Source organism: Weissella sagaensis (assembly GCF_005405285.1).
Taxonomy (GTDB): Bacteria; Bacillota; Bacilli; order Lactobacillales; family Lactobacillaceae; genus Weissella; species Weissella sagaensis.
The window spans coordinates 167,357-190,230 of record NZ_BJDT01000003.1 but is presented as its reverse complement, the minus strand read 5'-3'; the positions used below and the strand labels follow the sequence as shown (position 1 = coordinate 190,230).

21 protein-coding genes are annotated in these 22,874 nt (G+C 35.1%); 18 read left to right on the top strand and 3 right to left on the bottom strand.

Going from position 1 to position 22,874, the window contains the following annotated elements; genetic code table 11:
- The first annotated feature begins 169 nt into the window (after positions 1-169).
- The 5 genes from FFM55_RS04600 to FFM55_RS04580 all read left to right on the top strand — a co-directional run bounded on the left by FFM55_RS04600 (position 170) and on the right by FFM55_RS04580 (position 8,241).
- Positions 170-1,213: a hypothetical protein gene (locus FFM55_RS04600; protein WP_137600588.1), complete on the top strand. Its 1,044-nt coding sequence runs from the start codon at positions 170-172 to the stop codon at positions 1,211-1,213.
- Positions 1,214-3,184, top strand: a complete 1,971-nt coding sequence (locus FFM55_RS04595; protein WP_137600587.1) for an LTA synthase family protein — start codon at positions 1,214-1,216, stop codon at positions 3,182-3,184.
- 118 nt (positions 3,185-3,302) lie between these two features.
- On the top strand, positions 3,303-5,036 hold the full coding sequence (locus tag FFM55_RS04590) for a putative glycosyltransferase family protein (protein ID WP_137600586.1): 1,734 nt from the start codon (positions 3,303-3,305) through the stop codon (positions 5,034-5,036).
- Positions 5,037-5,238: 202 nt separating this feature from the next.
- Positions 5,239-6,258, top strand: coding sequence for an acyltransferase family protein (locus FFM55_RS04585; protein WP_137600585.1), 1,020 nt, complete (start codon positions 5,239-5,241; stop codon positions 6,256-6,258).
- The gene (locus FFM55_RS04580) at positions 6,259-8,241 is read left to right on the top strand and encodes an LTA synthase family protein (RefSeq protein ID WP_137600584.1); all 1,983 of its coding nucleotides are present in this window, start codon (positions 6,259-6,261) and stop codon (positions 8,239-8,241) included. It abuts the gene before it with no gap.
- 172 nt (positions 8,242-8,413) lie between these two features.
- On the opposite strand, the gene FFM55_RS04575 is transcribed toward FFM55_RS04580, so the two are convergent.
- Positions 8,414-9,454: an acyltransferase family protein gene (locus FFM55_RS04575; RefSeq protein ID WP_137600583.1), complete on the bottom strand. Its 1,041-nt coding sequence runs from the start codon at positions 9,452-9,454 to the stop codon at positions 8,414-8,416.
- Between the two features lie 152 nt (positions 9,455-9,606).
- Between FFM55_RS04575 and FFM55_RS04570 the strand changes: the two genes are divergently transcribed.
- The gene (locus tag FFM55_RS04570; RefSeq protein WP_137600582.1) at positions 9,607-10,224 is read left to right on the top strand and encodes a sugar O-acetyltransferase; all 618 of its coding nucleotides are present in this window, start codon (positions 9,607-9,609) and stop codon (positions 10,222-10,224) included.
- Between the two features lie 38 nt (positions 10,225-10,262).
- Here the strand turns inward: FFM55_RS04570 and lexA are convergent, their stop codons facing one another.
- Positions 10,263-10,865 (bottom strand): transcriptional repressor LexA, encoded by a 603-nt coding sequence (gene lexA, locus FFM55_RS04565; protein ID WP_081839325.1) that lies wholly within the window; start codon positions 10,863-10,865, stop codon positions 10,263-10,265.
- 135 nt (positions 10,866-11,000) lie between these two features.
- Between lexA and FFM55_RS04560 the strand changes: the two genes are divergently transcribed.
- Both FFM55_RS04560 and FFM55_RS04555 read left to right on the top strand, forming a co-directional pair.
- Positions 11,001-11,255 carry a DUF896 domain-containing protein gene (locus FFM55_RS04560; protein ID WP_137600581.1) on the top strand — a complete coding sequence of 85 codons (255 nt, stop codon included), beginning with the start codon at positions 11,001-11,003 and terminating at the stop codon, positions 11,253-11,255.
- A 72-nt stretch (positions 11,256-11,327) separates the two neighbouring features.
- The gene (locus tag FFM55_RS04555; RefSeq protein WP_042493823.1) at positions 11,328-11,564 is read left to right on the top strand and encodes a YneF family protein; all 237 of its coding nucleotides are present in this window, start codon (positions 11,328-11,330) and stop codon (positions 11,562-11,564) included.
- Positions 11,565-11,702: 138 nt separating this feature from the next.
- Here FFM55_RS04555 and FFM55_RS04550 read toward each other — a convergent pair whose 3' ends face one another.
- The gene (locus FFM55_RS04550; protein WP_042493824.1) at positions 11,703-12,341 is read right to left on the bottom strand and encodes a lysophospholipid acyltransferase family protein; all 639 of its coding nucleotides are present in this window, start codon (positions 12,339-12,341) and stop codon (positions 11,703-11,705) included.
- A 91-nt stretch (positions 12,342-12,432) separates the two neighbouring features.
- Here FFM55_RS04550 and FFM55_RS04545 point away from each other — a divergent pair, with 91 nt between their 5' ends.
- From FFM55_RS04545 to FFM55_RS04500, 10 genes are all read left to right on the top strand, one after another.
- Entirely contained in the window at positions 12,433-13,197 is a 765-nt protein-coding gene (locus tag FFM55_RS04545; protein ID WP_137600580.1) for a tRNA1(Val) (adenine(37)-N6)-methyltransferase, read from the top strand.
- Positions 13,190-13,468, top strand: coding sequence for a GIY-YIG nuclease family protein (locus tag FFM55_RS04540; protein ID WP_042493828.1), 279 nt, complete (start codon positions 13,190-13,192; stop codon positions 13,466-13,468). The genes FFM55_RS04545 and FFM55_RS04540 overlap by 8 nt, the downstream gene beginning before the upstream one ends.
- Before the next feature lie 154 nt (positions 13,469-13,622).
- A complete protein-coding gene (rpsB, locus tag FFM55_RS04535; protein WP_042493829.1) occupies positions 13,623-14,399 on the top strand; it encodes a 30S ribosomal protein S2 in 777 nt (258 codons plus the stop codon).
- 176 nt (positions 14,400-14,575) lie between these two features.
- Positions 14,576-15,457: a translation elongation factor Ts gene (tsf, locus tag FFM55_RS04530; protein ID WP_042493830.1), complete on the top strand. Its 882-nt coding sequence runs from the start codon at positions 14,576-14,578 to the stop codon at positions 15,455-15,457.
- Positions 15,458-15,478: 21 nt separating this feature from the next.
- Entirely contained in the window at positions 15,479-16,201 is a 723-nt protein-coding gene (pyrH, locus tag FFM55_RS04525; protein ID WP_042493832.1) for a UMP kinase, read from the top strand.
- Positions 16,202-16,205: 4 nt separating this feature from the next.
- Positions 16,206-16,763 carry a ribosome recycling factor gene (gene frr, locus FFM55_RS04520; RefSeq protein ID WP_042493833.1) on the top strand — a complete coding sequence of 186 codons (558 nt, stop codon included), beginning with the start codon at positions 16,206-16,208 and terminating at the stop codon, positions 16,761-16,763.
- Positions 16,764-16,958: 195 nt separating this feature from the next.
- Complete coding sequence (locus tag FFM55_RS04515) at positions 16,959-18,071, top strand: LCP family protein (RefSeq protein WP_137600579.1); 1,113 nt, start codon at positions 16,959-16,961, stop codon at positions 18,069-18,071.
- Between the two features lie 188 nt (positions 18,072-18,259).
- Positions 18,260-19,444: an ammonium transporter gene (locus FFM55_RS04510; RefSeq protein WP_137600578.1), complete on the top strand. Its 1,185-nt coding sequence runs from the start codon at positions 18,260-18,262 to the stop codon at positions 19,442-19,444.
- Positions 19,445-19,959: 515 nt separating this feature from the next.
- Positions 19,960-21,780: a glutamine--fructose-6-phosphate transaminase (isomerizing) gene (gene glmS, locus FFM55_RS04505; RefSeq protein WP_137600577.1), complete on the top strand. Its 1,821-nt coding sequence runs from the start codon at positions 19,960-19,962 to the stop codon at positions 21,778-21,780.
- A 228-nt stretch (positions 21,781-22,008) separates the two neighbouring features.
- Positions 22,009-22,833 carry an MYG1 family protein gene (locus FFM55_RS04500; RefSeq protein WP_137600576.1) on the top strand — a complete coding sequence of 275 codons (825 nt, stop codon included), beginning with the start codon at positions 22,009-22,011 and terminating at the stop codon, positions 22,831-22,833.
- Positions 22,834-22,874 lie beyond the last annotated feature (41 nt).

The window sequence follows — 22,874 nt, the reverse complement described above, 5'->3', positions numbered from 1 at the left end:
GTATTTTACATTATTAGAAAACGATAGTATAGATATAAGGGCTTTTAAAGGAAAATATGTTATTCTTATTTATTAGCGTAGCTACTTAGGTTTAAAAAATGCAGAATGAAGGAGCTAGTGTGTTATTACCTAGCTCTTTTTAATTAGTTATCTAAAAAGGGGAAGTATTTTGCAATTACTTGAAAAAAATAGAATTGTTAATATCTTGGCCAGTATCGTTACACTGATGTTAGTATTGATGCAAATGATTACGATTCCAGATCATCCAGTGATATATAATTTTTTAACATGGTTAACATGGCCATCATTGTTTTTTATTGCAGGTTATTATATGACTAACAAAGAAGGTAAAGCTAGCATATTACATATTATAAGATGTTACTTATTACCATACATAATAACGGGAGTACTTATTGTCGTTGTTAATAAAATAATGCAGGTTCTTCATTTAGCTGGAGAATGGGTAAAAATACCGTTTCCATCAATGAAAATTGGCGCAGTAACGATGTTATATGGTAATGGTTGGCCAACAGATACATTGATTGGCCATCATGATTTTGGTATTGGTTTGCTTTGGATTTTGCTAGCATTGCTTTTTGGGGTATGTATCCAATTAATGATAGATAAGTTACGGATTCAAATAGTTAAAGTAATCATTAGCTTAGTTTTGATGGTATTAGGTTTTTATTTAGGTACTAAAGTGCAGTTACCTTGGTCGTTAGATGCAGCATTGATTATGCAACTATATATTCTATTAGGAAAATATTTTAAAACAGTCGTTATAACAAATATTAGTGCACCGGTTACCATTGGTGTAGGGATGCTAACTGTTTGGTTGATGTCGATTAGTAGTGGTCCTTTTGAATTAACTTTAGCAACAACACGTTATTGGTTTTGGGGTATAATAACGGCATTATTAGGGTTAATTATGTTGATTTTAATTGCCAATTATTTGACAAAGTTATTGTCTAATCCTTTATATGATTATTTTGTCAAATTGGGCGATAAACAGTCAATTAATATTGCAGTGTTGGCTTTCGTTAACTTGATGTTTCCGATTGCACACTATGTTAGTGTGATAATTAAGTTACCTCATGGTACTTTTGTGATTATTTGGTTAGTTATGGTTATTATTGTTTTCGTAGTAAAACTTATGATTCAATATATGGGCCAACGCTACTTTAATTGGTCTAGTAATGAAGGAATTAGTTAAATGAAAAAAAGATTTCAAAATTTTAAATTAACTGGGCCATCATTTAATGGGTGGATGAAACTGTTGTTGATTGGCTTAATATTTAGTATTTGTACCACAATACTATTACAGTTTGCAATGTATTTCCAAACATGGGGGCGGTTTGACCAAACCAATGATATTGGGCAAGCTTTCCAAGCAGCATTCCGGTTTATGGAGCGTCCTCAAGCATATTTTTCAGTATTAGTTGGTTTGATTTTATTTATTTTTATTATTGTACTAATTAATCATCTATTTATTGGTATCGCAACATATTGGGTGTTAGTGATTGTGGCATTCATTGCTGAATATATGAAGATGAAAGCACGTAATGAACCTATTTTATACAGTGATTTATCTGAGGTTACGGCTGTTGGTGGTTTAACACAGATGGTTGATAAAACTTTGCTGTTTGGGGCAATCGTGACGATTTTAGTATTAATTGTTATTGTTGTTGGTTTAGAGACATGGGTACGCAAAAAGCGCACAAGTAGGTTCGCAGAATCAGTGCACGGCATGATGTTCCAAAAGATGGGGGAACGTTTGTTAGTATTATGTGCGTCAGTTGTGTTACTAGGGTCACCATTTTTAGCAAGCGCAGACAGTAATCGCGCATTATTAGAGCATTTTGGGTATCAGTGGCAAAGTGTTAATACTGGCGATGATACCATGGTGAATGGACCAGTTATGACTTTTGTATCGAATATTGCAACCGTTATTATGCGTGAACCAGCAGGTTATTCAGCTAAAAGCATGGCTAAACTAGATCAAAAATATGAGAAATATGCAGCAGAGATTAATAAAACACGCACAAATAATTTAGCAGGTCAAACAGTTATTACGTTGCTAAGTGAGTCACTAACAGACCCCAATAAAGTAGACGCCTTAAAGTATACAGGGACAGATGTCTACAAAAATATTAATCAGATTAAAAAGAATGCTGTCATGTCTGGAACAATGTTGTCATCTGGCTATGGCGGTGGAACTGCTAACATTGAGTATATGACTTTAGCGGGATTCCCGTTAAATACGTATGCGCCAGAAATGGTAGTTCCCTATACCCAATTAGTACCGTTTGCTGATAAAGTACCAACGCTACCTGGATTATTTGACAAGCGTGAAGTAATTCATCCATACGTGGGAACATTTTATAACCGGCGTGATGCCTATAAGAAGATGGCAATTCAAAAGTTTTATACAACAGATGGCCAAAAATATAAATATCCCGCTTCATATGCAGGTACTTTAGGTGATTCAGGATATACAGCTGATAAAAATTCTTATCGATATTTGTTAAAGAAAATTGCAAAATCTTCAAATAAAGATTCGCAGTTTTTGCAATTAATGACAATGCAAAACCATATGCCATATAACCCTGGTGAATATGGTAAGAACAATTACAAAGTGACATCACCAACTTTATCAGATACAGCACGAGAACAAATTGAAACATACATCACAGGTGTTCACTATACTGATGTTGCAACAAAGAATTTGATTGCTAAATTAGATAGATTGCAGCGACCAGTTACGCTGATTTTTTATGGTGATCATTGGCCAGGTGTTTTTACTTTTGTTGATCCAAATAAGCAACAGGAACGTTCACATGAAACTGATTACTTTATATACCAAAACAAAGCTGCACAAGAACAAAGCAAGCAAAATTTGAATAAACATGAACGTGCTTATGCATCACCAAGTGATTTTCCGGCACTAGCTTTGCAGGCAACGAATAGTAAGGTATCACCACTTTTTGCTTTACAAACAAAAATTGTGAAAGAACTACCAGCATTTGCAAATTATCAACGCAATCGCTTTGTGGATAATAATGGCCATCAGTTATCAACGAAAGACTTAACTAAACAACAAAAAATGTTATTACATGACTTGAAATTGGTGCAATATGATTTGAGTTCGGGTAATCATTACTTAAAAAATGATTTTATCAAGTAATGACAATCACATGCTTAGTTAATGGTTTTTTTGATGAAGTGAAATGATATAATAATAATCGTGCTAGTTAAAAAAGCACTTTTATTTTGCATAAAATGTTATTTTTTAAGGAGTAAACATGGGGATTAATGCCATCAAAAAAGGGATTTATTATTTAATACCAGCGTTATTTTTCGTCATGCTGTTAGCGTATGTTGGCCGCTTTGGCTTTCTTTATTCAGGTGCAGATTTGCAATTTCATGCTAATCGAATATTTGAATACTACAATCATTTAAAAAGCGGGAATTTAATTCCTGTTATTTCAACATTTTCATCAAATCAAATTGGTAGTTTGGTACCAACCATGTATCCGTCACTACCAATATATATTGGTGCAATTTTACAATTTATTTTCCCACCAGTTACGTCATTGTATGTCTTAATGTGGGCACAGTTAATGGTCCAATTTAGTATTGCAAAATGGGTCGGAAAAGAGCTTTCGTTATCGGTGTTAGAAAGTACAATTGCTGCTTTTATTTATACAATAACAACGCCATTGATATCGCAATCGGTCCAACAATGGTTATTTGGAGAAGTATGGGCGATGTCGTTTATGCCATTGGTGGTACTGGGATTGATTCGCTTGGTAAAAAGTACGACCGATAATATTGTGAAGTTAGATAGAAAGACTATTTTATTGTTAGCAATTGGCTTTACTTTAATTATCTTGTCACACATGTTATCTTTTGTTATTATTACGGTTTACACAGCAATATTTACGGGCTTTTTATTGATTTTCAAAAAAAATAAATTGAATAGCTTAGCTAATTTGTCTGTGTCAGCTATTGTTACAATTTTGTTATCAATGGTATTCTTAATGCCGTTTATTATTGCAATGTTGCGTAATGATTTAGCCACACCTGGTGCTACGACATTAACGATTTGGTCTGCACCAGATATTCAAGAATTATTTAAGACAGCTTTTTCATTTAAATCAGATGTTATTTTTAAAACAAATAGTATTGGTATTGTCGCATTCATATCAATTTTTGGTGTGTTATTTACTTGGTGGAAACAAGATCGTTTTACTAAATATGCAACAATTGTATCAATGTTAATTATTTTTAGCGGTATGAGTTATATTTGGCAATATTTGTATACGACACCGTTGGGCGTTATTCAATTTCCACATCGTGTATTTATTATCGCTATCTTTTTATTGAGTTTAACGTCAATTTTTATGATTCGTAATATCTTCCAATCTATTAAAGTGCAACGTATTTTATATGTAGGATTAACAATAATATCAGTTGTTGTTACATTATTTAGCTTGAAATTTGGGTTTGTCGATCGAGTTAATGCATTGTCAGTACGCACAGATTATAAACCTACGTCAAAAAAGCCAGTTAGTTATACACCGATTGCTAATTTTAAAATTAAAAATGATGATTTTAAGAATATTATGGGGTATTGGATAACTTATGGTGCTTTTGATTATATGCCAGCTAATTTTCAGTTTAATAAAGCTTTGCAAGAAAAGAAAATTATACAGAATGGTCAACTTATTAGTACGTCAACAAAATCAATTAGTAATGGTTTAATCTATCAATCTAAGTTTAAAAAACAAGTACAGACAATTTTGCCGATGGTGGGGTATCAGGGATTGAATTATGAAATAGTCGATAATCATCATCAGCACTATGATTATAAAATAAATAAGGATAAGCAATTAGTTATCAAAACTAGAAATGTGGCTATTAATAAAGTAACTGTTCGTGCCATTACCCCAATAACAACGTATATTGCATGGATAATTAGCATGGTGACATTTTTATTATTATTAGTCAGCGTATTAAGAAATAAAAATAAATAATTTAGATAAAGCAAACACCAAATCAAAAGTTGTTATTTTTTTTGATTTGGTGTTTTTATTTACTTAAATAGAGATGTATGACAGAGTGAATTGGTAATAATTTGTGCTTTATTTACTAAAAATGGTAATATAATAAGAGCGTTTTTTTAAAATATAATGAATAAATTTTTAATTTGTAAGATTGGGTATGGACAAAGAAATAATGAATATTAGAAAAAGAACTGTTAGCGTTTTAACAGGCGTTGCAATCATTATGTTGATTGCGATGCAAATGGTTAGCCAACAGCAGAATATCGCGTGGTATCGGTTTTTAACATGGACCACTTGGCCAATGATATTTTTTGTTGCTGGATATGCAATTAAAATTAATCAAAGAATTGTACAAACACTTACACAATCAATATTAAAATATTTAGTACCATATTTTTTAATTAGTCTCTTGTTGATTGCTAGTAGTAAATTTGTCCAAATGTTTGGATTAACATCGTTACTTAACCAGCCATTTCAAGCGATTCGGGTTGGTGTAAAGGCGATGCTATATGGTAATGGTTGGCCAGGAGCCACAATGTTTTGGCAATTTGAGACCGGTATTGGCCTTGGTTGGGCGTTATTAGCCTTGTTTTGGGGAACTATTATAACAACTTTAATTATTAAAATTAAGCCACTGTCCCTACAAATTGTATTAGTTGTATTAATAACATATGGTGGATTTTATGTTTCACGAGGGGTCCAATTACCTTGGTCTTTTACATCAGGGGTAGTGGTGCAACCATTTATGTTATTAGGTCACTATTTTAATGATGAAACCAAGGCCTGGCAACCAGCACGAGCCACAATTTTGGCAGGTGGTATTATTAGTTGGATAATGTCACATAATGGTGCGTATGAATTAACTGTTGCGCAAATTAATCATTGGATTATTGGAACATTGGCAGCCATAATCATACTTGAAGCGATACTATCAATTATTTGGTATATTAGTGAGCATTTATCTCGCTGGACGATGTGGTTGATTGGTATAGGTAAACATTACAGTATAAGCATTGCTATTTTATCGTTTATGACGATGATTGTGCCGATAAAAAATCAGCTAAACAATATAATTACAACTGAATGGCTTGTTTTTATGCTGGCTTGGGTAATCGTTTTGCTTATTATTATTGTATCGAAATGGGCAGTAATTAAAATTACGGATTATTGGGATAAGGATAGGGTAAATTAGATGAAGAGAATTTTTAATAAATCTAAATTTATAGGACCTTCTTTCAATGGCTGGATGAAATTATTAATTATTGGGTTAGTTTTAAGTATTGTGACAGTTTTTTTGTTGCAATTTGCAATGCACTTTCAAGTATGGGGGCGCCTGAACTATCAATCTACTGATATACCAGTTGTATTAGATTTTGTCCGTCAATATATGATGCGACCACAAGCACTCTATTCAATACTAGCTTGTTTAACATTATTTATTTTTATAGTAGTGCTGGTTAATCATTTGTTTATGGGGGTTGCGATATATTCGTTAACGGCAATTGTAGCAATTGTGGCTGAATATATGAAAATGAAAACGCGTAACGAACCAATTATTTTTAGTGATATGTCAGAAGTTACTGCTGTCAGTGGATTGACAAAAATGGTTGATAAAGACTTATTAGTTGCGGCTGTAGCAGGGATTGTCATACTGCTTGTACTTGCAGTTGGATTAGAGCTCTATATACGCCGAAAAAAAGTTGGTAAGTTTTCTGAGTCAGTGCAAAGTATGATGTTTAAGCAGGCAGGGAGCCGATTGGTTGTTTTAATCGTTACCTTTTTAATGTTAGCAACACCGTTTGTCGTTAATGCTGATCAAAATCGTGCTATTTTAAATCATTTTGGGTATCAATGGCAAAATAAAATAGGCGTTGATGATGCCATGGTCAATGGCCCAATTATGACATTTGTATCAAATATTTCTAGTGTCATTATGCGAGAACCGGCTGGTTATTCTGCTAAAGAAATGGCACATTTACAAAAGAAATATACCCAATATGCAGATAAATTAAATGAAACAAGACAGGATAATTTAAAAGGACAAACAGTTATTTCTATTTTGAGTGAATCATTAACCAATCCAGATGATGTTCCTAATTTAGCATATAAAGGGCCAGATGCTTATAAAAATATTGATGCTATTAAAGATAAAGCAGTAATTTCTGGTAAAATGCTGTCGTCAGGTCATGGTGGTGGTACAGCCAACATTGAATATATGACAATTGCTGGGCTTCCTTTAGCAACTTTTGCACCAGAAATGGCAGTTCCTTATACACAAGTTGTACCATTTGCACATAAAACACCCATTCTACCAAGTCTATTTGATAAACGAGAAGTACTTCATCCATATGCAGGAATGTTTTATAACCGGCGTGATGCTTACAAAGATATGGGAATTCAAAAGTTCTACACAACTGATGGGTTAACCTATAAGTATCCGGACAAGTACACTGGTAAATTATCATCTCGTGCAGAGTATCCAACTGATGAAAATGCGTATAAATTCTTATTAGATAAAGTGGATACCACAAATAATAAAGATTCACAGTTTTTACAATTAATGACAATGCAGAATCACTTACCATATTCAGCTAAAGAATATCCGAATAGTCCTTATAAGATGAAAGAACCGGCTGTTTCAAATTCAACTAAGGATCAAATTGAAACATACATTACAGGTGTACACCAAACCGATTTGGCAACGAAAAAATTAATTGCTAAAGTTGAAAAGATTAAGCGCCCAATAACGATGGTTTTTTATGGTGATCATTGGCCGGTTGTATTTACTTTTGTCGATCAAAATAAGCAAATGCAAACAAGTCATGAAACTGATTACTTTATTTATCAGAATGCAGCTGCCCGTAAAATGAATAAGAGTAAGTTACAGCATGATGAGCGTCCGTACGCATCACCAAGTGATTTTCCAGCATTGGCATTAAAAGCTACTAACAGTAAATTGACACCGTTCTTTGCTTTGCAGACCAAATTTGTTGATGAATTACCAGCACTTGCTAATTACACACGAGACACATTTGTTGATGAGCAGGGGCATAAGTTAAATACAAAAGATTTGACGTCAAAGCAGAAAAAATTGTTACATGAATTCATGTTAGTACAATATGATATTACTGCTGGTAATCATTATTTAGATGATAGTTTTACAGATAATCAATAAGGTGTAATAAAAGATTAACGGGCCAGTTTAAATACATTGTTGGAGTCCCCAGTTGATAGATAAAGATGAATTTGCATTATATTCTTTATCTATCAATAGGGGATTTTTTATGCAAAAAATATGAGCACAAACAAAAACTTCATCCCGGAACTCTCACGGGATGAAGTTTTTGTTAAATATGAAGAGGTGCATTTTTATCTAAAAAAATGGTTCTAATAAATTTAAATTTTAGAACGATAAAAACAGCAATAATGGACCATAATACTCTGATAAGACTAATGATGATATAAGCAGCATTTTCACTCACAGCAGCGGATAGTGGTATCAATAGGTGTGTATTAACCATCGAATCTATGAAGATAATATCAAGCCAGTTAAAGATGAAAAACAAAATCGACACTTGCCCAATCCATTTAAAAAGAGCAGCAAAATTAGTTGTAAATTTAATAATACCTTTGGCCAGTAATAGTAAAATAAACGGTGTACCAAGTCCGCCAAGTGTTGCTAATAAAATATGATTTGCTGTACCAGCGGTTAAACCATACCAACCTGATAAAGCACCGACAATCCAAAAAGTTGCACAAATGCATATCAGTAAATAATATGTCCAATTATTTTCAATTTTTTGACGATAATTTTTCCATAAATGTCCAGCATAGTAATAAAGTTGTACTTGAAGAACTGCTGCCAAGGAAAGTGGGAATCGATATAAAGGACCTAGATAAAAACCAAGTAAAACGCAAATTAGGACAAAAATAATTTGTAGAGAATGACTTTTTAACTTCATAATAAAATGAAATAGTATGTTACCGATAAACATGGCTGGTAAAAACCAAAGGGCACCAATTGCAATGTTGCCATCTCCAAATAATGCTATTCCGGGTGCACCTGAGGCATAAAATGCAGCTATTGTAAAAACTTTAATAGTGTGTAGTGTCGGAATTTTTATGTAATTTAAAATAATCCAAATTATAGCCAAAATTATGTATGGAAACAGTAAGGTATTGAAGCCGCCTTTTATTAGTGACATTATCTTTTTATTTCGATAAAAATAGCCTGAAACGAAGAAAAAAATGGGTAAATTCATTTCGAAGATAATATTTTGTAAGAAATTTAAATGGCCACCCATTAAAGTGTGACCAATGATTACACCCAAAACGCCCATTGCCCTGGCGATGTCAAAAGTGGCATCACGTTGCATTTGTTTACTCATTAAAAGAACACCTCATTGTATAAATAATCTTTAAGTTATTATAACGCTAATATATATCCCATATTTTATCTTTAATAGAATTTTTAGCATTTAGATGTACCTCATAATTTATGTTAAAATAATAGCCATACTTATATATTTGGGGTGATTTAATGAAAACAGAACGTGAAATTATGTTGTCGGGTAAGCTTTATAAATCAGGTGATAAAGAACTGATTGCTGCTCGTAAAGCTGGTAAACGACGTGTGGCATTGTATAATCAAACGGCCCATGAAGATGAAGAACAGGTACAAGAATTATTAGAAGATTTAATGGGGAAAATTGGTAAAGATAGTTATATTGAGCCTGATCTGTATATTGATTACGGGAAAAATATCTATATTGGCGATACCTTTTACGGCAACACGGGATTAACGATTTTAGACACTTGTGAAGTACATATTGGTAATAATGTTATGATTGGACCACGTGTTAGTTTAATTACTGCTGGTCATCCGATTGATGCAGCTGTCCGTGTACGTGGGTTAGAATATGGTAAGCCAATAACAATTGGTGACAATGTTTGGATTGGTGCTAACGTTTTTGTTGGCCCGGGGGCCACGATTGGTGATAACGTTGTAATTGGTGGCGGTGCTGTGGTGGTTAAAGATATCCCAGCTGATACTGTTGCTGTTGGTAATCCAGCTAAAGTAATGCGCCCAATTACAGAAGCTGATAAAGCTAATTGGGAACAACAAGAAAAAGATTACTACGATAATCGTAATAAATAGTAAAAATGAGTGATGTTTTAATTGACATCACTCATTTTTTAATTAATTTCGTTACGATAAACACCAATAACTTGGCCAATAATTTCAACGTTATTAGTAATAACTGGTTTGAGATTACTATTTTCTGGTTGTAAACGGACTTGATTTCTTTCTTTAAAATAACGATAGACATTTGTTTGGCGTGCACCATCACTATTCTTATCTAAAATTACGGCAACAATTGCACCATCTGGAATAGCAGTCTCTTTTTTAATAATCAGATAATCATGATTTAAAATACCAATATTAATCATCGTGTTGCTATTATGTTTTAGTATAATAGTTTCTTCATCTAGTGAGGCTACTATATCTTGAGGTGTATTAATCATAGGAGCTGGTGTATCAGCTAAAGTGAGTATATCTGCCTTTTTGAGGGCTTGAATACCTGTAGGTGTCACCGTAATAGCGCGTGTTTTTTCTGCTTTTTTTTGAATAAAGCCTTTATCTTGTAATCTTGTTAAGTGACCATGAACAGTAGAAGAAGAAGCTAAGCCAACACCATCACCAATTTCACGGACGGTTGGTGGATAACCACGCTGTTGTTGTTTTTCATAAATAAATTTCAAAATATCTAATTGTTTGGTAGACTTGTTAGTCATCATCGAGTACTCCTTTTTATCAATTCTATTCTACGTTAAATATTGTTTTTGTTGATATTTGTATAATTAATTATGTAATGAATCGAGTGAATTATGTTAAAATGATACCATTAACTTCAATGAAAAGGTGGAATGGGCATGGCTGAAACTGAACATATGATGGCTGTTCGTACACGAATTAACGAATTAGCTGCTAAAGCAAAAACCTCAGAAGGGTTAACAGAGGAAGAAATTTCAGAACGTGCTGAATTGCGAGCTGAATTTTTGGATAATTTTAGAAAAGCATTTCGTTCACAAGTAGAAATGCTTCAGGTTTATGATGAAGATGGTAATGAAGTCACGCCTGAAAAAGTAAAGAAAATTCAACGTGACAAAGGTATTCGCGATAATTAAACGTTCTAATAACTAGTAAAAAGGCGTATAATTAGATATAATAGCATTTGAATATATTTTTGGAGTAATAAAATGAACACAACAATTTGGATTTTTATTGTCATTCTTGCTGCGATACTTGGTGCTGTCGCTGGTTTCTTTATTGCACGTCGCTCAATGGAGACGTATATTAAGAATAATCCACCAATTTCAGAAGAAATGATGAAATCAATGATGACTTCAATGGGACAAAAGCCGTCACAAAAGCGTTTGAACCAAATGATGTCACAAATGAAGAATCAAGCACAAACTTCTTCAAAGAAGAAATAGTGTGATTAAAAAAGTTGAGTTGACAACAACTCAACTTTTTTATTAGGCATATGTTTATGCACGAGGGCAATAAAAAAGGTAAAAACATTTGTTTAAAATGAGTTTACCTTTTTATGTGAGAAAATATCCCACTCATATTTAATGATTGTTTTTCTTTGTTGGCTTAGGATCCACATACACCCAATTAGGATCAATTTCTTGATCTAATTTATCAAATGAAGCTTGGAGAGTATTACCAAATTCATTGGTCGTTTCTTCGTTGATTTTCGTTCGTTTATCAATATAAATGGGATCACCAAAGGCCATAGTCACGTTTTTACGTTTAAACAATCCCGAAAATTTAACAGGTCCTTGATAAACAATTGGGACTAATGGTACACCAGAAAGTTTGGCGATTATTAATGCACCACCTTTCATTTCCTCAGAATGCCGACTGCCCGATGGAAACATAATCAAACTTAAGTCAGTCTTTTTAAGATTTTGAACAGGCGTCTTGATTGCTGAAGGACCAGGATGATCACGATCAACCGAAAAAGCATTGGCATGAATTAAAATCCACTTTAAAATGGGGTTTTTAAAAAGTTCTTTTTTAGCCATAAAACTAAAACGATGTGGCCAGCCTGCTAGTGCAAAGAAAATTGGTTCCCACCAAGTACGGTGTGGGCCGACTAAAATATAATTGCCTTTTGGTAATTTATCTGTGCCAAGTAATTTATAACGACCATTAATTAGCCAGACAACGCCAGCAGCAACATAACGTATGAATGAATAGAACATATTTTGTTCATCCTCCCTAATAATAACGCCTTATTATCCCACAAAAATGGCGTTATTGGCAAATAATTATGAAATAAGGAGTTTAATTTTTATGAAAGTTGAATTATTACCTGATGAACGTGTTGACATGTTATATAACGATGATGTTCATATTATTCAAAGTAAAAATGTTTTTTCATTTTCACTAGATGCAGTCTTACTTGCAAACTTTGCGCAACCACGTAAGGGCGGACGTGGGTTAACTGTTGATTTGGGGACAGGAAATGGGGCAGTGGCATTATTTATGGCACATAAAGTCACGGGTAATATTGTTGGTGTAGAAATTCAAGAAAGGCTTGCTGATATGGCTAAACGTTCAGTTATGATGAATGATTTGACGGATAAAATTAGAATCATAAACGCAGATATGCGTGATATTTTTGATGATATCCGGCCAGGATCAGCTGATATGGTTGTGTCAAACCCACCATATTTTTCAATAGATAATGATCAAACCATTATTCATGAAAATGAGCATTATGCGATTGCACGTCATGAAATTATGGCTGATTTAGAATTGGTAATATATACAGCAAAAAAATTGTTAAAAAATAAAGCCCATTTTTATATGGTGCACCGACCAGATCGCTTATTTGAAATTTTAGCTACCTTACAAAAAAATCATTTGTCCCCTAAGCGAATTCAGTTTGTTTATCCTAAAGCAGGTGAACCTGCTAATGTGCTATTAATTGATGCTATTAAAGATGGTAAATTGTCAGGTGCACAAATACTACCACCAATTATTACACATAATCAAGACGATACGTATACTGATGCCGTATGGTCAATTTATGAAGGCCGGCAACAACATGAATAAACTTTATTATATGTATGTCTTATTAACAGCAGATAATATGTTGTATTGTGGTTTTACAAATGATGTTGGGCAACGCTTTGCAACGCATGAGGCCGGTAAGGGGGCAAAATTTACGCGACCAGCTAAGCGGCATCCATTACAATTAATTTATGCAGAAGCTTTTGAATCGAAACATGATGCACTTCATGCTGAGGCAATGTTTAAACAATTAAGTAGAAAGCAAAAAGAGGCCTTTTTGCGAAATCATCAAGTTAGTGTATTTATGGATTAATTTATTGACATTTATGAAAAAAATGAGTATAGTAAGTAATTGGTTTTATACCAAAAATACTCACTAGTTCTCAATAGTTTGACGGGTGCCCCTTTTACGGGTCGCCAGGCTACATGCGAGGCTAGGTGGACAAAACATTTGGAGGCAGATACTCATGGCAGTAATCTCAATGAAGCAATTACTTGAAGCTGGTGTACACTTTGGACACCAAACTCGTCGTTGGAACCCAAAGATGTCAGATTACATCTTTACGGAACGTAACGGCATTTACATTATCGATTTGCAAAAGACAGTTAAGTTGGTTGATCAAGCATATAACTATGTTCGTGATGCAGCAGCTGATGGTGCAACGGTATTGTTTGTTGGTACTAAGAAGCAAGCACAAGACTCAATTGCTGAAGAAGCAACTCGTGCAAACATGTTCTACGTTAACCACCGTTGGTTAGGTGGAACTTTGACAAACTGGAATACTATCCAAGCACGTATCGCCCGTCTTAAGGAATTACGTGCAATGGAAGAAGATGGTACTTTTGATCGTTTGCCAAAGAAGGAAGTTTCATTGCTAATCAAGCAACGTGAAAAGTTGAACAAATTCTTGGGTGGTATCGCAGATATGCCTAAGATTCCTGATTTGATGTTTATCGTTGATCCTCACAAGGAACAATTGGCAGTGCAAGAAGCACACAAGTTGAACATTCCTATCGTGGCTATGGTTGACACTAATGCTGACCCTGATCAAATTGACGTTAAGATTCCATCAAACGATGATGCAATCCGTGCCGTACGTTTGATTACTTCAAAGATGGCTGATGCTATTATTGAAGGTAACCAAGGTGAAGATTCTGTTGAAGAGGCTGATTTTGCTGCCGAAGGTGACAAGCCAGCTTCAATCGAAGAATTGACTGATCTTGTTGAAGGTAAGAAGAACTAATTCTGCTTTTCAAGATATAAAAAAGCTTACGCCTAATTGGGCGTAAGCTTTTTTTGCGCTATGAGCAAAACTCATGTAAAATGGTAGTAGATATCTAGCTAACTATATAGAAAATGACTTAATTTTCGTGTATACTAGTTTAGATAAGATTTAGCATATACAAGGAGACCATAAAAATGGCTATTACTGCTTCACAAGTTAAAGAGTTACGTGAGAAGACCGGTGTTGGTATGATGGATGCCAAGAAGGCATTGGTTCAAACTGAAGGTGACATGGACAAGGCAATTGATGCTTTGCGTGAAAAGGGAATGGCAAAAGCCGCTAAAAAGGCTGGCGCTGTTGCTGCAGAAGGAATGACTTATGTTGTTTCAAAGGATAATAAAGCTGCTATCATCGAATTGAATTCACAAACTGATTTCGTTGCTGGTAATGCAGAATTTAACGAATTGCTACATGCTGTTGCAAATGCAGTTGTTGAATATGCACCAGCTAATGTTGAAGAAGCTTTGGCATTAAAAGTGGCTGAAAATGAAACTTTGAATGACATGATTGTTCATACAACTCAAATTACTGGTGAGAAGATTACACTACGTCGTTTTGCTGTTATTGAAAAGACAGATGGACAAGTATTCGGAACTTACTCACACATGGGTGGTCGTATTTCATCACTTGTTTTGGTAGATGGTTCTGATGAAGCAGTTGCAAAGGACGTTGCAATGCACGTCGCAGCTATTGCACCTAAGTATGTTTCAGGTGAAGAAGTACCAGCTGAAGTTTTGGCTCATGAGAAAGACGTTCAAATGAAGTCAGAAGATTTGGCAGGAAAGCCTGACAACATCAAGGAAAAGATGGTTGAAGGACGTTTGCACAAGTTCTTGGCTGAAATTGCACTAGTTGACCAACCATTCGTTAAGGGTGATGGTAAAGAAACTGTTGCAAAGTATGTTGAAAGCAATAACAGCAAGATTGTTTCATTCGTTCGCTATGAAGTGGGTGAAGGAATCGAAAAGGCTGAAAATGACTTTGCTGCTGAAGTTGCAGCACAAATGGGTGAATAAGAAGTCCGAGGCAATTAAAGAATGGCAGATGTAAAGTACAAACGAGTATTGTTAAAATTATCAGGTGAAGCATTATCTGGTGAACGTGGTTATGGTATTGATCCAGAAACTGTTAACAATATCGCAGCGGAAATCAAGGAAGTTTATGAACTAGGTGTTGAAATTGCAATCGTTGTTGGCGGTGGTAATTTATGGCGTGGTGAAGCTGGTGCCAAACTAGGTATGGAACGTGCACAAGCTGATTATGTTGGTATGCTAGGTACTACTATGAATGCATTAGCATTGCAAGATGCACTTGAATCACACGATGTTCCAACACGCGTACAAACTGCTATTGAAATGCGTCAAGTTGCTGAACCATATGTTCGCCGTAAGGCAGTGCGCCACTTAGAAAAGGGACGCGTTGTTATTTTCGGTGCAGGTACAGGTTCACCATATTTTTCAACTGATACCACTGCTGCTTTGCGTGCAGCTGAAATTAATGCTGAAGCTATTCTAATGGCTAAAAACGGTGTTGATGGTGTTTACAGCGACGATCCTCGTAAGAACCCAGATGCAACAATGTTTGAAAAGTTAACACATAAAGACATTATTGATAAAGGTTTGAAGGTTATGGATTCAACCGCTTCAACACTATCTATGGATAATGATATCAATTTGGTAATCTTTAATATGAATACAACAGGGAACATTAAACGTGTTGCCTTGGGTGAAAATATTGGAACAACCGTGGAGGTAAATTAGTATTATGGCCAATGCAATTGTTGAATCAGCAAAAACGCGCATGAGTAAAGCAGGGGATGCTTTACAGCGTGAATTAGGAAATATTCGTGCCGGTGTTGCCAACCCATCAATTTTGCGTAATGTTACTGCAGAATACTATGGTGCACAAACACCTTTGAATCAATTGGCATCAGTTACTGTGCCAGAGGCACGAGTTTTGTTGATTACGCCTTTTGATAAGACAGCTCTTAAAGGCATTGAACAAGCTATTTTCGCATCTGATTTAGGCTTAACACCAGCTAATGATGGCTCAGTTATTCGTTTGGTTATCCCAGCGTTGACAGAAGAGACACGTAAAGATTTAGCTAAAGAAGTTAAGGGTGAAGCAGAAAGTGCTAAGATTGCTGTTCGTAACGTTCGTCGTGATGCGATGGATGAAGCTAAAAAGGCTTTAAAGAACAATGACTTATCTGAAGATGAAGCACACAGTATTGAGGATGATATTCAAAAGGCGACAGATGAAGCCATTAAGAATGTTGACGCAATTGCTGCTGAAAAAGAAAAAGAATTATTAACGATTTAAGCTAGTTAATTATTCAAAAAGAATTGGGGACTGCACAGGTTTTCAATTCTTTTTTTTATCTTAATAATTTTAGCAGCTATTTATGAACTTATTTGTGTATAATGTTTTATAGGTATTAATTATCATACATGTTAGAGTGCTTGTTTTTAATCGCATAGATAGGTATGATGATCACTATATTAGGAGGAAAAGCTCATGAATGACGAGCAACAAGTATCACGCAGTAATCGCAGTGGTAAGAAGAAAAGCCCTAAAAAATCACATAAAATACGCAATACTATTTTAAGTTTAATATTATTGGTGATTTTGATAGTCGCTGGTTTATTTGGTTATGCTTATATGCAAACCAAAGGGGCAATCGATAAATCATATGTAGAACCAACAATGAAAAAGGCGCGTGATGTTTCAAGTGTTATGAAATCGGGTAGGCCAATTTCAATTTTATTGTTAGGAACTGATACGGGTGAATTAAATCGGCACTATAAAGGACGTACTGATTCGATTATGTTGGTAACGATTAATCCAAAGAAGGATAAGACGACTATTATGTCAATTCCTCGTGATACACTGGTTTCAATTGTTGGTCATGAAGATACGTTCCCACAAAAAATTAATGCTGCTTATTCATATGGTTCAGCTGAATCAACGATTAAGACGGTTCAAAAATGGTTAAACGTGCCTATTGATTACTATGCCTTAGTTAATATGGGTGGTATGGAAAAAGTAGTTGATAAAGTTGGTGGTGTTAAGGTCAATTCACCATTAACATTTGATTTTAATCCTGATACAGCGCATGCAACTGGTGGTAACTTGTATAGCTTTACACAAGGTTCAAGTACTTATACACATAATGGGAAGACTTATACTAGTATGACGGGGGAAGCAGCCTTAGCATTCTCACGTATGCGTTATGATGATCCACAAGGTGATTATGGTCGTCAAAATCGTCAACGTTTGGTATTACAAGGTATTATTAAAGCTGCTGAAAACAACCCAACTAAATTGTTGGATTCAGGTTTCTTAAACTCAATTACATCATCGATGCAAACTGACTTATCATATGGTGATATGATTACGATGGTGCGCAAGTATGCAGGCGCTGCGGACAATGTTAAGAATGATCATATTCAAGGTGATGGCTATAGTTTGTCTTCAGGATCAACTGAAGTTGTTTCAAGTGATGAACAACAACGTGCAACCAATGTTTTGCGCAAGTCATTAGGACTAAAACAAGCACAAACGGGACCTTTGTATGGTGGGGACGTTTCAACTGCTACAATGAACACAATTGGTGTTCCAACAAATTAATAAATGATTATTATCATTTTGCTGAAGGTATCTAAAATGGATATCTTCGGCTTTTTTATAGACTTAAATAGTGAAAATATTAATAGTCTATACCATTAGATGTCACAATTGCTAACACATTTCGGTACGATTCTTATTTAGATGCTTATACTGATGTTAAGATATTTAAGAAAGCGCAGGTGTGGGCAATGAATGGTGCAGATATTGCATGGATATTAATTAGTGCAGGTTTAGTTTGGTTAATGGTGCCGGGGTTAGCTTTGTTTTACGGTGGTTTATCACAAACCAAGACAACTGTTAATACCCTAGCTATGGTTATGATTGCGGTTGCTGTTGGTGGTGTGGTATGGTTCACAGTTGGATATTCGTTGACATTTAGTGGGTCAGGACCAATTATTGGTAATTTAGATGCTGCTTTTTTGCATAATGTTTCAATGACTAAAAGTACAAGAGGATTAAGTATTCCGGATGGCTTATTCGCTTTATTCCAGGGGATGTTTCCAATGATTACAATGGCCATTATTGCAGGATCTGTGGTTGGTCGTATGAATTTTAAAGCTTTTATTCTATTTTTGTTGGCATGGATGCTGTTAGTATACGTCCCATTAGCACACATGGTTTGGGGTGATGGTATCATTGCTTCTCACGGTGCATTAGATTTTGCTGGTGGTGATGTCGTACATATTTCATCGGGAGTTTCTGGCTTAGTACTGGCATTGTTGATTGGTAAAAGACGTAAAGTACAATTTCTAAACGAGACTAACCTAATAGCAACTGTTGTCGGCGGTGGTTTATTATGGTTTGGTTGGTTCGGTTTTAATGCCGGATCAGCATTAGCGGCTAATGGTGTTGCAATAATTGCCTTTACAAATACAAGTATTGCAGCTGCATTTGCCATGTTGACTTGGGTTATCATGGATATGGTTATCTTCAAGCGGGTGCGGGTTTCAGGTGCAATGTCAGGTGGCGTTGCTGGGTTAGTGGCAATTACACCTGGGGCAGGATTTGTTCAACCAGCTGGTGCAATGGCCATGGGAATTATCGTTGCCATTGGCGCTTATTTTGTAACCAACGTCCTAAAGAATCGGTTGGGCTATGATGATACGCTTGACGCATTTGGTTTGCACGGTGTTGGCGGTGTTATCGGGGGTATTTTAACAGGCTTGTTTGCATCAAAATCATTAACAGGACAATCGGTTAGTTGGCAATTGCTAGGCACACAACTTGGTGCAATGGTGATCACTATCTTGTTGGCTGGCATAATGACGATTATCATTGCGAAATTAATTGAGTTGGTAACACCGTTGCGTGTAGATGAAGCAATTGAAGAAAAGGGTCTAGACTATGATTTACATGGTGAAATCAATATATAATTTATTGACAATTTAAGGTAAGTGCGTTAGTATATAACAACGGTAAATATTACAGTAGTGTAAAGGATTTCTTTACACTTTGAATAAAATTATAAAAGGGGGCAATCTTATGTTTGGAATGAATATGTTGAATAAGAAAGTTGATCGCGCTGTTCGTGCATATAAAAGCATGGATGTTAAGCGCCACCACAATGATTGTAAGCATTCAAACGCTCACAATTAAAGCGATGATTGAAAAATCTCTGGTCACTATTGATCACTGATCTTAATATTTTTAGAGTTAGCTTATTTTGGGCTAACTCTTTTTCTTTACAATTAAAGTAAGTTTAAACTTTTCAATATTTTAAAACTATACCAATTTATACCAAAGTAGTTATATAATTGTATGAAGTTGTTGACCAGCAAACATTAACGCGTAATAATAGTGTTTATGATATAAAAAAATAAAAAATAACCAAAAAAAATACTATACCATTTGATGATTTGTTTGGATTTTAGTTTTTAAGGAGAAAAATATGTTTTGTGGAATCGTTGGATTTACTGGTAGTAACAATTATCAATCAGCACCTGTCTTATTGAAGGGACTACAAAAATTAGAATATCGTGGCTACGATTCTGCAGGGTTGTATGTTTCTGACGAAACGACGGGGACTGATCAACTAGTTAAAGAAAATGGTCGGGTTTCAGAATTGGCAAAGCTTGTGGCCTCAAAGGATGTTAAAGGATCTGCAGGAATTGCGCACACACGTTGGGCAACTCATGGTGTGCCATCAGTTGACAATGCGCATCCACATAAGTCGGGTGATGGCCGTTTTTACCTGGTACATAATGGTGTGATTGAAAATTATGCTGAGTTAAAGCAAACTTATTTAGCAGGTGTGCACTTTGAATCAGATACTGATACTGAAGTAGCAGTCCAAATGATTGATAAATTTGTTAAAGAAGGGGCAACTACTATTGATGCATTAAAGAAATTAATTGGTTTGATGGATGAAAATTCAGCATATGGGTTCTTATTGATGGATCGTGAAGAGCCTGAACGCATGTATGTTGCTAAGCAAAAGTCACCCTTGTTAATCGGTATTGGCGCAGATTTTAATGTGGTAACATCTGATGCGGTCGCTATGTTAGATCAAACCCATGATTTTATCGAGCTACATGATGGTGAAATTGCCATTGTTGACCCAGATAATGTACAATTATTTGATCAAACTGGTGCATCAGTCACTCGTGATATCTTCCATTTGGATATTGATGCAACTGAAACAGATAAGGGGACTTATCCATTCTACATGTTAAAAGAAATTGATGAGCAACCAATTGTTTTGCGCCATCTGATTTCACGTTATTTGCCACAAGATAATGAGCCGCAAATTGGTGAAGGAATTATCAATGATATAAAAGCCGCTGATCGTTTGTACATCATTGCTGCTGGAACATCATATAATGCTGGTTTAGTTGGTGCGCGTATGTTTGAACGCTGGGCGGGGATTCCAACTGAAGTTCATGTTTCATCAGAATTTGCACATGATCAACCATTGTTGTCAGAAAACCCATTCTTTATTTTCTTATCACAATCAGGGGAAACCGCTGATTCCCGTGAAGTGCTACAAAATATTAATGCGTTAGGATTCAAGTCATTAACATTAACTAATGTTGAAAAGTCAACGTTATGGCGTGAAGCAACATATGCTTTGCCATTGATTGCAGGTCCTGAAATTGCGGTTGCTTCAACGAAAGCTTACGTTGCGCAAATTACGTTACAAGCTATTTTGGCATACGCCTTGGCAGACCGTAAGCAATTAAATCTTGATCTAGAACAGGAATTATCAAAGATTGCCGTGACTATCCAAGGTATCATTGACGACAAAGAAACGTTACAAAAAGTTGCTGATGATATGCTTGTGCCATCACAGAATGCCTTTTATATTGGGCGTGGTGTGGATGCTGCAGTAGTGCTTGAAGATGCTTTAAAATTGAAAGAAGTATCATATGTTCAAACAGAAGGCTTTGCAGCAGGTGAGCTAAAGCATGGGACTTTGGCATTGATTGAACAAGATACACCCGTTATTGCAATCATGACGCAACCAAGTCTGGCAGGATTAGTGCGTGGTAATTTAGCTGAAACGCAAGCCCGTGGTTCAAAGACGTTTACGATTGTGACTAAAGCGATTGCTAAGCCGGAAGATGATTTGGTATTGCCAGATATTAACGAACTATTAACACCATTAGTAAGTGTTGTCCCAGCACAATTGTTGGCTTATTATACATCACTTGGTCGTGGCTTAGATGTTGATCACCCACGTAATTTGGCCAAATCAGTTACGGTTCAGTAAAAAATAATGAGGTTAGAACACAATAAATGTTCTTATCTTGCAAAATAGCAAATTACTAATCAATTGGTAATTTGCTATTTTTTATATAATCAAAATTTTGATGATCAGAAACCTCAAATAGTAGCTGTTTCATTTCAAGGTAGTTTTTGTTGAAGCACCATTTTTTTATCAAGCAATCACGTGTAAAATAGAAAATAAAGATTACAAGTAATTTGGAGGCTAAGTAAAATGTATCAACAATTAGTTACACATAATGGTAAGTTTCATGCTGATGATGTCTTTGCAAGTGTTATTTTGACACAACTGCTTCCTGAATTACCACTTGTCCGTACACGAGATGAACAGATAACAAATGATAAAAATAATTTTGTATATGATGTTGGTGGTGGTGAATTTGATCATCACGGTATTGACGATCAAAGGCAACATGAAAATGGTGTGCCAATGGCAGCTTTTGGGTTGATTTGGCAAAAATTTAGTGAAACCTATTTAAAAAAAATGATGCCAGATATTGCCCCAGATTTGATTATGAAAACGAAATTAAATGTAGAAAAAAGTTTTATTATTGGCATTGATGCATTGGATAATGGGGTTTCAACTTATCAAAGTCCGGCATTTACGATTTCGGATGCTATCAATGATTTTTATGATGAAGATCATGAGTTAGAAAGCTTTAAACGCGCTATCACATTTGCAAAAGGTGTGTTAGATAATCGTATTTATAAAACTATTGCGAAATTAATTGCTGAAAAAGATGTTATTAATAATGCAACTTTTATATCTGATGAGATATTGTTATTACCAGTTTCTGGGCCATGGAAAGATTACGTAGAACAATTTGATAAATGTCGTTTTGTTGTGATGCCTAGAAAAGATGGGAATTGGATGATTCAAGGCGTGCCAGTCAGTCATGGTAGTTTTGAAGTTAAACAACCGTTACCGCAACTTGATAAGCCATGGATTATATTTATTCATCGTACGGGTTTTATGGGGGTTGTAGATACAAAAGAACATGCCTTATTATTAGCAAAATCGCTAGTTGACAACGTTTAAATATAAATGAACACTTATTAATCTATGAAAGACCGTACCGT